This is a genomic window from Streptomyces dengpaensis, from assembly GCF_002946835.1.
Taxonomy (GTDB): Bacteria; Actinomycetota; Actinomycetes; order Streptomycetales; family Streptomycetaceae; genus Streptomyces; species Streptomyces dengpaensis.
This window is the reverse complement of record NZ_CP026652.1, coordinates 6,374,125-6,386,774: the sequence shown is the minus strand read 5'-3', so window position 1 is coordinate 6,386,774 and position 12,650 is coordinate 6,374,125. Positions and strand designations below refer to the sequence as shown.

11 protein-coding genes are annotated in these 12,650 nt (G+C 68.7%); 4 read left to right on the top strand and 7 right to left on the bottom strand.

Annotation, left to right across the window (positions count from 1 at the left end):
* Window positions 1-3: 3 nt before the first annotated feature.
* The 4 genes from C4B68_RS29420 to ctaC all read right to left on the bottom strand — a co-directional run bounded on the left by C4B68_RS29420 (window position 4) and on the right by ctaC (window position 4,519).
* Complete coding sequence (locus tag C4B68_RS29420; RefSeq protein WP_099500924.1) at window positions 4-1,263, bottom strand: L,D-transpeptidase; 1,260 nt, start codon at window positions 1,261-1,263, stop codon at window positions 4-6.
* Between the two features lie 129 nt (window positions 1,264-1,392).
* Window positions 1,393-1,791, bottom strand: a complete 399-nt coding sequence (locus C4B68_RS29415; protein ID WP_099500923.1) for a cytochrome c oxidase subunit 4 — start codon at window positions 1,789-1,791, stop codon at window positions 1,393-1,395.
* Window positions 1,788-3,524, bottom strand: a complete 1,737-nt coding sequence (gene ctaD / locus C4B68_RS29410; protein WP_099500922.1) for an aa3-type cytochrome oxidase subunit I — start codon at window positions 3,522-3,524, stop codon at window positions 1,788-1,790. The genes C4B68_RS29415 and ctaD overlap by 4 nt, the downstream gene beginning before the upstream one ends.
* On the bottom strand, window positions 3,521-4,519 hold the full coding sequence (gene ctaC / locus C4B68_RS29405) for an aa3-type cytochrome oxidase subunit II (protein ID WP_373682204.1): 999 nt from the start codon (window positions 4,517-4,519) through the stop codon (window positions 3,521-3,523). The genes ctaD and ctaC overlap by 4 nt, the downstream gene beginning before the upstream one ends.
* Window positions 4,520-4,874: 355 nt before the next feature.
* On the opposite strand from ctaC, the gene C4B68_RS29400 reads away from it, so the two are divergent.
* Window positions 4,875-6,257, top strand: coding sequence for a cysteine desulfurase/sulfurtransferase TusA family protein (locus C4B68_RS29400; RefSeq protein WP_099500920.1), 1,383 nt, complete (start codon window positions 4,875-4,877; stop codon window positions 6,255-6,257).
* Window positions 6,258-6,317: 60 nt separating this feature from the next.
* Here C4B68_RS29400 and C4B68_RS29395 read toward each other — a convergent pair whose 3' ends face one another.
* The gene (locus C4B68_RS29395; protein ID WP_099500919.1) at window positions 6,318-7,292 is read right to left on the bottom strand and encodes a carbohydrate kinase family protein; all 975 of its coding nucleotides are present in this window, start codon (window positions 7,290-7,292) and stop codon (window positions 6,318-6,320) included.
* Between the two features lie 192 nt (window positions 7,293-7,484).
* Here C4B68_RS29395 and C4B68_RS29390 point away from each other — a divergent pair, with 192 nt between their 5' ends.
* On the top strand, window positions 7,485-7,706 hold the full coding sequence (locus C4B68_RS29390) for a hypothetical protein (protein ID WP_099500918.1): 222 nt from the start codon (window positions 7,485-7,487) through the stop codon (window positions 7,704-7,706).
* Window positions 7,707-7,891: 185 nt separating this feature from the next.
* Window positions 7,892-9,643, top strand: a complete 1,752-nt coding sequence (locus C4B68_RS29385; protein ID WP_099500917.1) for a hypothetical protein — start codon at window positions 7,892-7,894, stop codon at window positions 9,641-9,643.
* 192 nt (window positions 9,644-9,835) lie between these two features.
* On the opposite strand, the gene C4B68_RS29380 is transcribed toward C4B68_RS29385, so the two are convergent.
* On the bottom strand, window positions 9,836-10,192 hold the full coding sequence (locus C4B68_RS29380; RefSeq protein WP_099500916.1) for an iron-sulfur cluster assembly accessory protein: 357 nt from the start codon (window positions 10,190-10,192) through the stop codon (window positions 9,836-9,838).
* A gap of 341 nt (window positions 10,193-10,533) precedes the next feature.
* Between C4B68_RS29380 and nadA the strand changes: the two genes are divergently transcribed.
* A complete protein-coding gene (nadA, locus tag C4B68_RS29375) occupies window positions 10,534-11,718 on the top strand; it encodes a quinolinate synthase NadA (RefSeq protein WP_099501167.1) in 1,185 nt (394 codons plus the stop codon).
* A gap of 103 nt (window positions 11,719-11,821) precedes the next feature.
* Here the strand turns inward: nadA and C4B68_RS29370 are convergent, their stop codons facing one another.
* Window positions 11,822-12,562 (bottom strand): chitinase, encoded by a 741-nt coding sequence (locus C4B68_RS29370; protein WP_373682203.1) that lies wholly within the window; start codon window positions 12,560-12,562, stop codon window positions 11,822-11,824.
* Window positions 12,563-12,650 lie beyond the last annotated feature (88 nt).

Sequence of the window (12,650 nt, the reverse complement as noted above, 5' to 3'; positions counted from 1 at the left end):
GTCTCACACGCTCTGCGGGCGCAGTCTCGCCCTTTCCGCCGGGCTCGGGCCCTCGGGTCCCTCAACAAGGGCGCTGCCCAGGCGCCACTTCGCCCAGTCGAGGTTCCAGTCACCGAAGCCGTTGCCGAACGGGTCCAGGGTGGCGCCCTTGGAGTTGACGACCTTCACGATGTCGCCCAGGCGCACGTTCTCGAAGAACCACTTGGCGTTGGCGGTGCTCATCCCGGTGCAGCCGTGGCTGACGTTGGCGATCCCCTGGTTGCCCACGGACCAGGGCGCCGCGTGCACGTACTCACCGCTCCAGGTGACGCGGGTGGCGTAGTAGACCGGCAGGTCGTACGAGTCGGCGGTGCCCTCGGCGATGCCGACGGTGGTGCCGCGCATGCGTACGAAGTACTCCTTGGCCAGGACGACCTTGACGCCGTTGCGGGTCTCGAAGCCGGGCTTGCCGGTGGTGACGGGTATTTGCTTGATCAGCTTGTCGTCGCGGAAGACCTTCATGGCGTGCGTGGCGGCGTCGGTCACGGCCACGAGGCGGTCGCCCGTGGTCAGGGTCAGGGACTTGGCGTTGCCGCCCCAGAGGCGCTCGGCGATCTTGATGCCCGCAAGGTTGCTGTACGCCTGGATGGTGGCGTGGGTGGGCCAGTAGTCCTTGGGGCGGTAGTGCAGCGTCTTGTCGTCCACCCAGTGCCAGCCGCCGTCCACGGCGGGCTCGGAGTCGACCTTGAGGGCGCGCTCGACGACCGCGCGGGCGGCCTTGTCCTTGACGGGGAGGCTGAGTTCGGCCGTGACGGGCTGGCCGACGCCGTACTCACCCGCCTCGGGCCCGAACTTCACGTCCACCAGCTTCCTCGCGGTGGGCGTGGTGGTGTCGAAGCCTATGGTCTTGCGGCCGGGGGCTCCGTCCTGGTCCTCGGTGCTCACACGCACCGTGTAGTGGGCCCCTGCGGCCAGCGGTGAGGTGCTGTGCCAGCGGGTGCCGTCGGCGGAGAGTTCGCCCGCCACATAGCGCCCCGAGGCGTCCGTGGCCGTGACGTCGGTGATCCGCCCGTCGTCGCCCTCGGCGGTGATCTCCAGGGGCTTGTCGGGGTCGACCTTCGGGCTGTCGCCCGTGGAGCCGTTGAAGGCGATCTGTTCCGCGGCGTCGTACGGCTTCGCCGAGAGCGGGTGGCCGTCGGAGCTGCAGGCGGTGACGCTCGCGCCGAGGGCGACCACCAGCGTGGTGCAGCTGACGACCGTGCGGGTGCGCGGTGAGTGGTTCATGGCCTCACGCTATGAACGCACGTCAGCTACGGCGCGGCGGGTGAGCCGTGCGGGGTAATGCGGCGCGGCAAACGAGGGAGCCCGGACCCTCCTGGCGGAGTGTCCGGGCTCCCGGGTGTTCCTCGCGTGTTACTGGGTGCGGTTCTCACCGTGGTAGTACTCGAAGACCCAGCCCCACAGGCCGATCATGATGATCGGGACCGAGAAGTACAGCAGCCACCAGCCGAAGACGACGCCCAGGAAGGCGAGCGCGCCACCGATGGCCAGGGACAGCGGCTGCCAGCTGTGCGGGCTGAAGAAGCCCACCTCGCCGGCCTCGTCCGCGACGTCCGCGTTCTTGTTGTCCTGCGCCAGCGCGTCGACCCGCCGGGCCGTGAAGGCCAGGTAGTAGCCGATCATGATGCTCAGGCCGAAGGCCAGGAAGAGCGCCGTGGTGCCGGCCGGCTCCTTCGACCACACGCCATAGACGATCGCCATGACGAGGATGAAGACGGCCAGCCAGATGAACATCTTGCCTTGGACCTTCACTTGCCGGCCTCCTTGCCACCAGCCAGGGACCCACCGTGACCAGCGGTCTCGAGCTCGCCGAGAGCGGAGATCTCCGGGTGGTGCAGGTCGAATGCCGGGGATTCACTGCGGATCCGCGGCAGGGTGAGGAAGTTGTGCCGCGGCGGCGGGCAGGAGGTCGCCCACTCCAGTGAACGGCCGTAGCCCCACGGGTCGTCGACCTCGATCTTCTTGCCGTACTTGGCGGTCTTCCACACGTTGTAGAAGAACGGCAGGATCGACATTCCGAGCAGGAACGAGCTGATCGTCGAGATCGTGTTCAGCGCGGTGAAGCCGTCGGCGGCGAGGTAGTCCGCGTAACGACGCGGCATGCCCTCGGCACCGAGCCAGTGCTGCACCAGGAACGTGCCGTGGAAGCCCACGAACAGCGTCCAGAAGGTGATCTTTCCGAGGCGCTCGTCGAGCATCTTGCCCGTCATCTTCGGCCACCAGAAGTGGAAGCCGGCGAACATCGCGAACACCACCGTGCCGAACACCACGTAGTGGAAGTGCGCCACCACGAAGTACGAGTCCGAGACGTGGAAGTCCAGCGGCGGCGAGGCCAGGATGACACCGGTCAGACCACCGAAGAGGAAGGTGATCAGGAAGCCGGTCGCCCAGAGCATCGGTGTCTCGAAGGACAAGGAGCCCTTCCACATCGTCCCGATCCAGTTGAAGAACTTCACGCCGGTTGGCACGGCGATGAGGAACGTCATGAAGGAGAAGAACGGAAGCAGCACACCGCCGGTGACGTACATGTGGTGGGCCCACACGGTCACGGAGAGGCCGGCAATCGAGATCGTGGCGGCGATGAGGCCCATGTAGCCGAACATCGGCTTGCGCGAGAACACCGGGATGATCTCGGAAACGATGCCGAAGAACGGCAGCGCGATGATGTACACCTCTGGATGGCCGAAGAACCAGAAGAGGTGCTGCCAGAGCAGGGCTCCGCCGTTGGCCGCGTCGAAGATGTGGGCGCCGAACTTGCGGTCCGCCTCCAGGGCGAACAGCGCGGCCGCGAGGACCGGGAAGGCCAGCAGGACCAGCACACCGGTCAGCAGCGTGTTCCACACGAAGATCGGCATGCGGAACATCGTCATGCCGGGGGCACGCATACAGATGATCGTGGTGATGAAGTTGACCGAGCCGAGGATCGTGCCGAAGCCGGAGAAGGCCAGACCCATGATCCACATGTCGGCGCCGATACCCGGCGAGTGGACCGCGTCCGACAGCGGGCTGTAGGCGAACCAGCCGAAGTCGGCCGCGCCCTGCGGGGTGAGGAAGCCGCCGACCGCGATGAGCGAGCCGAACAGGTACAGCCAGTAGGCGAACATGTTCAGCCGCGGGAACGCGACGTCGGGGGCGCCGATCTGCAACGGCATGATCCAGTTCGCGAAGCCGGCGAACAGCGGCGTCGCGAACATCAGCAGCATCACGGTGCCATGCATCGTGAACGCCTGGTTGAACTGCTCGTTCGACATGATCTGCGTGCCGGGACGGGCGAGTTCGGCGCGCATGAACAGCGCCATCACGCCGCCGATGCAGAAGAACGCGAACGACGTAATCAGATAGAGCGTGCCGATCGTCTTGTGGTCAGTGGTGGTGAGCCACTTGACCACGACGTTGCCGGGCTGCTTGCGCCGTACCGGCAGCTCGTTCTCGTACGAGTCCTCTGCTGCTTCGGCGGCACCCTGGGGTTCGTTGAGGATGCTCACAGGTTGTTCGTCTCCCGGTTCTTCTCGTGGCTCGTCTGCGCGATGCCGGCGGGAACGTAACCGGTCTGCCCCTTCTTGGCGAGGTCCTTGAGGTGCTGTTCGTAGCGCTCAGGGGAGACGACCTTCACGTTGAACAGCATCCGGGAGTGGTCGACGCCGCAGAGTTCGGCGCACTTGCCCAGGAAGGTGCCCTCCTTGTTGGGGGTCACCTGGAAGGAGTTGGTGTGGCCCGGGATGACGTCCTGCTTCATGAGGAACGGCACCACCCAGAAGGAGTGGATGACGTCACGCGAAGTGAGAACGAAGCGGACCGTCTTGCCCTTGGGGAGCCAGAGGGTCGGGCCGGGGTTGTTCGTCTGCGGGTTCCGCGTACCGGGCGTGCCGACGTCGTAGACACCGCCGGCGTTCGCCGGGAAGTCGTCCTTGAACCGGTCCGGAATGGCGTCCAGGTTCTTGTCGGTCTTGGCGTTCCCGGTGGAACCGGGGACGTCCTCGATGTAGTTGAAGCCCCAGCTCCACTGATAGCCGACCACGTTGACCGTGACGTCGGGCTTCTTGTCGAGGCTGAGGAGCCTCGACTCGTCGCGGGCGGTGAAGTAGAACAGCACCGAGACGATGATGAGCGGGACGACCGTGTACAGCGCCTCGATGGGCATGTTGTACCGGGTCTGCGGAGGAACCTCGACCTTGGTGCGGCTGCGCCGGTGGAAGACCGTACTCCACAGGATCAGGCCCCAGACCAGCACGCCGGTGGCGAGCGCGGCCGCCCAGGACCCCTGCCACAGGGAGAGGATCCGCGGAGCCTCTTCCGTGGTCGGTGTGGGCATACCAAGGCGGGGGAAGTCTTCCCAGTTGTACGAGCAACCAGTGGCTGTCGCCAGGACCAGGCCCGCAGTCAGCGCCTGCAGCAGCTTCCGCCGCATCGGGCGCCGCGGCGTGGGGGTACCACCCGCGCCCTTCAGGCAGCGGGGGAGGTCGGAGCCGTTGGGACTCACGTAGCGCCTTCCCGAGAGTCTCGCCCGCGCGGTTGGCTGCGGCCTGCCTTCTCGCGGGTCGGTCGCCGCCCTGCGTCGGGCAGGGGTTTGGATGTTTATGCGGACCAAACCCTACTGGACGCTATTTGGGGTCGCGCGGGGAGGGTGCCCAACGCGCCGCTAGGCACCCCGAAGGGGTGGAATGCCCGGCTCCGGGTGTCTTCTGACGGAGGGTTGGGGCGCCTTACAGCTCGGGGAGGGCGCGGCGAATCAGGCGACTGCGCCGTCTGTGACGTGCCGCGCGGCGGAGCCGCACGATGTGACCGCCCCGCGCCCCATGGGGCACTCCGCCGACCGGACGATTTAGCGTTGTTGTGTGGTCTACTTCGACGCTGCCTCCGCCGCTCCCCTACATCCCGTCGCCCGCCAGGCCCTGCAGGCCTCGCTGGACGAGGGGTGGGCCGACCCCGCCCGCCTCTACCGCGAGGGGAGGCGGGCCCGGCTGCTGCTCGACGCGGCGCGTGAGGCGGCGGCCGAGGCGGTGGGCTGCCGCCCGGACGAGCTGGTCTTCACCACCTCCGGGACGCGGGCCGTGCACGCCGGGATCGAGGGCGCTCTCGCGGGCCGGCGGCGCGCCGGACGCCACCTGATCGTGTCTGCCGTCGAACATTCGTCGGTGCTCCATTCGGCGGACGTACACGAGGCCGCGGGCGGATCGGTGACACAGATCCCGGTCGACCGTACGGGCAGGGTGTCCCCCTCCGCGTACGCCGACGCCCTGCGCCCCGACACCGCGCTCGCCTGCCTCCAGTCGGCCAACCATGAGGTGGGGACGGAGCAGCCGGTGGCTGAGGTGGCGCAGGTGTGCCGGGCGGCGGGGGTGCCGCTGCTGGTGGACGCGGCGCAGTCACTGGTGTGGGGCCGGGTGGAGGGCGACTGGTCCCTCCTCACGGCGAGCGCCCACAAGTGGGGCGGACCTTCGGGCGTCGGGCTGCTCGTCGTACGCAAAGGGGTGCGGTTCGCTCCTCAAGGGCCCGTGGACGAGCGGGAGTCGGGGCGAGCGGCCGGGTTCGAGAACATCCCCGCCGTGGTGGCCGCGGCGGCCTCGCTGCGCGCCGTCCGCGCAGAAGCGGCCGCGGAGGCCGCGCGTCTGCGGGAGCTGACGGACCGGATCCGCGTACGCGTCCCCGCGCTCGTCCCCGACGTGGAGGTGGTCGGCGACGACACCCACCGCCTGCCGGGGATCGTCACCTTCTCCTGCCTCTACGTCGACGGAGAGGCCCTCCTCCACGAACTGGACCGCGCGGGCTTCTCGGTCTCCTCCGGTTCGTCCTGCACGAGCAGCACCCTCATCCCCAGCCACGTCCTGAAGGCCATGGGCGTCCTGAGCGAGGGCAACGTCCGCGTCTCGCTGCCACCGGGCACGCCGTCCGCCGACGTCGACCGCTTCCTGTCGGTCCTCCCTGGCACGGTCGCGGCGATCCGCGAAAAGCTGGGCGTCCCGGTGGAGCCGGCCAGGGCTCCCGCCGGTTCCGACAGCCTCGTCGTGGATGCCCTGGGCAGGCGCTGCCCGATCCCCGTCATCGAGCTGGCCAAGGTCATCGGCGACGTCCCGGTCGGCGGCACGGTCCGCGTCCTGTCGGACGACGAGGCGGCCCGGCTGGACATCCCGGCGTGGTGCGAGATGCGCGGGCAGGAGTACGTAGGCGAGCAGGCGGCGGAACGGGGCGTGGGGTATGTGGTGCGGCGGGTGAAGTAGGGGATGGGGCACTGCGGGAAGGCCCACCGCTCGGAGCGGTGGGCCTTCCCGCAGTGGCCATCAGGCCAGGTGAGCCCGGACCTCGGTGGCGGCCTCGTGGCCGTAGGCCTTGGTGAAGCGGTCCATGAAGTGGGCGCGGCTGAGCTGGTACTCCTGGGTGCCGACCGTTTCGATGACCAGCGTGGCGAGCATGCAGCCGACCTGGGCGGCGCGCTCCAGGGAGACGCCCCAGGCGAGGCCGGACAGGAACCCGGCGCGGAACGCGTCGCCGACGCCCGTCGGGTCGGCCTTGAGCTCCTCCTCCGGCACGCCGACCTCGATCGGCTCCTCGCCCGCCTGCTCGACGCGGACGCCGCGCGAGCCGAGGGTCGTCACGCGGTGGCCGACCTTCGACAGGATCTCCTCGTCGGTCCAGCCCGTCTTCGACTCGATGAGCCCCTTCTCGTACTCGTTCGAGAAGAGGTAGGTCGCCCCGTCGAGCAGTATCCGGATCTCGTCGCCGTTCATCCGGGCGATCTGCTGCGAGAAGTCGGCGGCGAAGGGAATCGAGCGGGAGCGGCACTCCTCCGTGTGGCGCAGCATCGCCTCGGGGTCGTCCGCGCCGATCAGGACGAGGTCGAGACCGCCGACCCGGTCCGCCACGGCCTTGAGCTCGATGAGCCGTGCCTCGCTCATCGCGCCCGTGTAGAAGGAGCCGATCTGGTTGTGGTCGGCGTCGGTGGTACACACGAAGCGCGCGGTGTGCAGCACCTCGGAGATGCGGACCGAGTCGGTGTCGACGCCATGGCGGTCCAGCCACGCGCGGTACTCGTCGAAGTCGGAGCCGGCCGCACCGACCAGGATCGGCCGGGTGCCGAGCTGACCCATGCCGAAGGCGATGTTCGCGCCGACCCCGCCCCGGCGCACGTCGAGGTTGTCGACCAGGAAGGAGAGGGAGACCGTGTGCAGCTGGTCCGCGACCAGCTGGTCGGCGAAACGGCCGGGGAAGGTCATGAGGTGGTCGGTGGCGATGGAGCCGGTGACTGCGATACGCACGGCTAGGACACGCTCCTGCGAGGGGAGGGGATTGACAGTTCACGCTACCGGTTCCGCGCGGACCTGCTGAAGCGGACGGCGAAGCGAACACGGAAGCGGGCACTGACGAACACGGAAGCGGGCACCGAAGCGGAGAAAACTACCCGATAGTAGATCTTTCTTCGTGACGTCGACGGTGCCTACGGTTCCGGTATGACGAACCTCAAGGTCCACAGCTCCGCTCCGCACCACCTCGGCCTCGATCTCGAAGGCGACCTGGCGTCACTGCGCGGCGACTGCGCCCGGATGGCTCCCCACTGGTCGGCCCCCGCACCGGTCCCTCCCCTCTCCGTCTCTCCCTCACGCATCCACGGGGTGACCGTGCCGTCCGCCTCCGCACGGCTGCTGGACGCGATGTCCGACTACGGCGACTGATCGGCCGTACGGCCCAACGGGCGGCGCCGAACGGGGGAATACGGAGAGCGCTCGCAGGGAACCGTGCGCTCCCCCGCTGCGTCCCATTGCTGTCCCCCGTAAGGGGGATGCGGTATACGACCTTCAGCGCCCTCTTTTGACAGGGCCGGGTCATGAAGCAGCAGTGGAGCCGAAGGAGCGATGCGGTGAGCACCGAGCGACCCGACAACGACGCGACCGATCCCTCCGAGGGTCCCGCCGAGGGCGCAGAGGGTCCCGAGGGTCCGTCCGAGGGCGGCGTCGGTCCCGATGAGCGCGGCGTCGGTTCGGACGAGCGCGGCGTCGGTCCCAAGGAGCGCGCTGAGGGTCCCGCAGAGGGTGCGCAAAGTCCCGCCGAGGGTGCGCAGAGTCCCGCCGAGGGCACGCAGGGTCCGGCCGGGAATGCCGAGCCGGTCACGTCGCGCCGTCGCCATTCCCCGGCGGTCGTCGCCTCCGTCGCGGCCGCGGTCCTGCTGGTCGGGGGCGGCGGGGCGTACATCGCCGCGACCGTGTCCGGCGGCTCCGGGAACGACCGCTCCTCGGCCCCTGGCGGCACCGGCACTCCCCCGCCGCTCGCCCTCGAGGGCTACGGCGGCGAGGGCGGCACCAGCGGCACGGACGGTGCGACCGGTACGAACGGCATCGCGCCCGGCGAGCCCAACCCGTACGGCGCGACCTACCGCGCGGACGGCAAGCTGCCCGGCGGCCCGGACGCGGCGCCCGTGTACGGCGCGAAGGGCGAGGTGACGAAGGCCGACGCGGCCCGGCTCGCGAAGGCCCTCGGCCTGAAGGGCACGCCGACGCCGGCCGGGGACAGCTGGACGGTCGGCTCCACGAAGGACGGTTCGCAGCCGCATCTGCGGGTGAACCGGAACGCGCCGGGCACCTGGACGTTCAGCTCCTATCTGCCCGGGGCCGACAACTGCCCCAAGGGCAAGCTCTGCAACCCCGTCGGCTCCAGCGGTCTGGCGAGGATGCGCCCGGCGGCGGTGAGCGAGGAGGAGGCCAGGAAGGCGGCCGCTCCCGTACTGAAGGCCATCGGTCAGGACGACGCGAAGCTGGACGCGAGCCAGCTCATGAACGACGACCGGGTACGGGTGGTGAACGCGGACCCGGTGATCGGCGGGCTGCCCACCTACGGCTGGACGACCGGCCTCCAGGTCGACTCCGAAGGCAAGGTCTTCAGCGGCAGCGGCCGGTTGAAGACGCCGGTGAAGGGCGACACGTACCCCGTCATCGGCGCCCAGAAGACCCTGGACCTAATGAACAACCGGTCGGCGTCGGACGGCGGGGGCACGGGCGTCGGCGGCTGCGCCAGCCCCGTACCGCTGACGGACGGGAGCGAGATGCCGTGCGAGTTGGCGACGGCGCCGCCGAAACCGCAGTCGCTGACCGTCGAGAAGGCCACCTTCGGGCTGGCGACGCACCTCGCCGACGGGCGGCAGACATTGGTGCCGTCGTGGCTGTTCGACGTACAGACGCCGGGCACGGACGACAGCTTCACGGTGACGCATCCGGCGGTCGACCCGCGGTATCTGGCCACGCCGGCACCGCCCGGAGACCCGAGCGCGCAGCCGAGCCCTTCGCCGACCGCGCCGGGGGACGAGCCGACGTCGGCGCCGAGCACCCGGGACGTCACGGTGCAGGGCTACACCGTCGACGGGAAGGACCTGACGGTCAGCTTCACGGGCGGGGTGTGCGCGGACTACTCGGCCTCGGCGAGCGAGACCTCGGACAAGGTGACCGTCACGGTGACCGAGAAGCCCTGGAAGGACAAGGTCTGCATCCTGATCGCCATGGTGTACGAGAAGACCGTGCACCTGGACCAGCCGCTGGGCGACCGCGAGGTCGTGGGATCGGACGGCAGGAAGATCCCCGAGGGGAAGCTCCCCGGGCCGGAGTCCGTGCAGCCTCGATAGGCACTGTGGCGTCCGCGGCCGGCGGCCGAGCTGCCGCGGATACGCGAAGGCGGCGTCCCTGTCGGAGGGGGACGCCGCCTTCGTATGCGTGCGCGCGGCCGTGAGGCGCGGGGTCAGCCGTGAGGCGCGGCCTCGGCTGCCGCGAGCTCGGCTGCCGCGGCCTTGGCTAGCGCAGGCCCGGCTGTCGCGGGCTCAGCTGAAGGAGTCGCCGCAGGCGCAGGAGCCCGTCGCGTTCGGGTTGTCGATCGTGAAGCCCTGCTTCTCGATGGTGTCCACGAAGTCGATGGACGCGCCGCCCAGGTACGGAGCGCTCATGCGGTCGGTGACGACCTTGACGCCGCCGAAGTCCTTGACGACATCGCCGTCGAGGGAGCGCTCGTCGAAGAAGAGCTGGTAGCGCAGGCCGGAGCAGCCACCGGGCTGAACGGCGACGCGCAGCGCCAGATCGTCGCGGCCTTCCTGGTCGAGCAGGGCCTTGACCTTGGCCGCAGCGGCGTCGGACAGGATGATGCCGTCGTTCACGGTGGTGGTCTCGTCCGATACGGACATCTGCTTCTCTCCCGGGTTGTACGGAGACTGCTTGCCGACGGTTGCAACCGGCGGGGCCGCGGATTCATTCCGGGCCGAACGCGTGTCTTTTCTGCTTTCTCTCACTTCATGCTCGCACATACGCCTGGACGCGAACACCGGCATGTGGACAACCCCACGGACACCTCTGTGTCACCTGCTGTCGAGGAGACCGGGATTCACGTCACATCGACGCTATGGGCATCGTCAAAGTGACGTGATCCGGTTATGATAGATAGCGTCAATTCGACGAAAAGGAATTGTTCTGCCGGGCTCGCCTCCTTACGAGCCCGGCGAGCCGCAGAACAGAAAGGGTGCGTGTCGTGACCACCGCCCAGACCCAGGAGCTCGACGTACAGCCGACGCCCCTCGCCCTGCTGCTGCTCGGCCGCGAGGCCGACCCGAGGAGCGAGCGTGGCGTCGAGTGTCCCGGCGACCTGCCCTCGCCGTCCGACCCGGACCTGGTGGAGCGCGCCCGCGTGGCCAAGGAGAAGCTCGGGGACAAGGTCTTCGTGCTCGGCCACCACTACCAGCGCGACGAGGTCATCCAGTTCGCGGACGTCACGGGCGACTCCTTCAAGCTGGCCCGGGACGCGGCGGCACGCCCGGAGGCCGAGTACATCGTGTTCTGCGGTGTGCACTTCATGGCGGAGTCGGCGGACATCCTGACGGGCGACGACCAGAAGGTCGTCCTGCCCGATCTCGCGGCCGGCTGCTCGATGGCCGACATGGCCACCGCCGAGCAGGTCGCCGAGTGCTGGGACGTGCTGACCGAGGCCGGGGTGGCCGAGCAGGTCGTGCCGGTCTCGTACATGAACTCGTCGGCGGACATCAAGGCCTTCACGGGCAAGCACGGTGGCACGATCTGTACGTCGTCCAACGCCAAGCGCGCGCTGGACTGGGCCTTCGAGCAGGGCGAGAAGGTCCTTTTCCTGCCCGACCAGCACCTGGGCCGCAACACCGCCGTCCGCGACATGGGCATGTCCCTCGGGGACTGCGTCGTCTACAACCCGCACAAGCCGAACGGCGGGCTGACGGCGGACGAACTGCGCGCCGCCAAGATGATCCTGTGGCGCGGCCACTGTTCGGTGCACGGCCGCTTCAGCCTGGACTCGGTGAACGACGTCCGTGAGCGCATTCCCGGCGTGAACGTCCTGGTCCACCCCGAGTGCAAGCACGAGGTCGTGGCCGCCGCGGACTACGTGGGTTCCACGGAGTACATCATCAAGGCGCTGGAGGCGGCTCCGGTCGGCTCCAAGTGGGCGATCGGTACGGAGCTGAACCTGGTCCGCCGCCTGGCGAACCGTTTCGCGCCCGAGGACAAGGAGATCGTCTTCCTCGACAAGACGGTCTGCTTCTGCTCGACCATGAACCGCATCGACCTGCCGCACCTGGTGTGGACCCTGGAGTCCCTCGCCGAGGGCAACCTGGTCAACCGCATCGCGGTGGACAAAGAGACGGAGGCGTTCGCGAAGCTGGCGCTGGAGCGGATGCTGGCGCTGCCGTAGGGCTTCTGCAGGCCCTCCGTAGGCCTGCCGTCGTTCCTGCGTCGGCCATCGGTAAGGGGTGCCCCTCCGCGGAGGGGCACCCCTTACCGCATCGGGGAAGCCGTCAGCAGTACAGGTTCCCTCCGGGCGAGACGCCCAGGATCGACGTGAACCGGTTGTAGGCGTTCACGCGGCTCTGCACCTGCGCGGGGTTCCTGCCGTCGCACTCCAGCGAACCGTTGATGCTGCGGATGGTCTGGCCGAAGCCCGCGCTGTTGACCATGGCGTTGTGCGGGGTCATGGTGCCGGGGCCGGACTGCGTGTTCCAGTACCACAGGCCGGTCTTCCAGGCCACGGCCGAGTTGTTCTGCACCAGCCAGGGGTTGTTGAGCAGATCGATGCCGAGCGCGTCGCCCGCGGCCTTGTAGTTGAAGTTCCAGCTGAGCTGGATCGGGCCGCGCCCGTAGTAGGCCGCCTGGCCGGCCGGGCAGCCGTACCACTGGCTCCAGTCGCAGTAGTGCGGGTAGTTGGCGGTGTTCTGCTCCACCACGTGCACCAGGCCGCCGGTCTCGTGGTTGACGTTGGCGAGGAAGGCCGCGGCCTCCTGCTTCTTCACCGTGTCGCTGCCGGTGTTGGCGAAGCCCGGGTAGGCGCTCATCGCCGATACGAGCCCGTTGTACGTGTAGAAGGAGTTCCGGTTCGGGAACATCTGGTTGAACTGCCCCTCGGAGACCACGAATCCGCCCGCCGACGCGCCACTGGTGGCGGCCGGGGCGGGAGACGTGGGCAGTACGCTCAGCAGACCCACGACAAGGGTGCCGACAGCGGCGCGTGCCGCACGCCTCCAACGAGTTTTCATGCTCATGCCATACCTTTCGCCGTTGTGCGCTCAAGTGGGGAGTCGAAAGTGGGGAGTTGGCGCACTCACCGCTTGTTCTAGGGCGCGAGCAAAT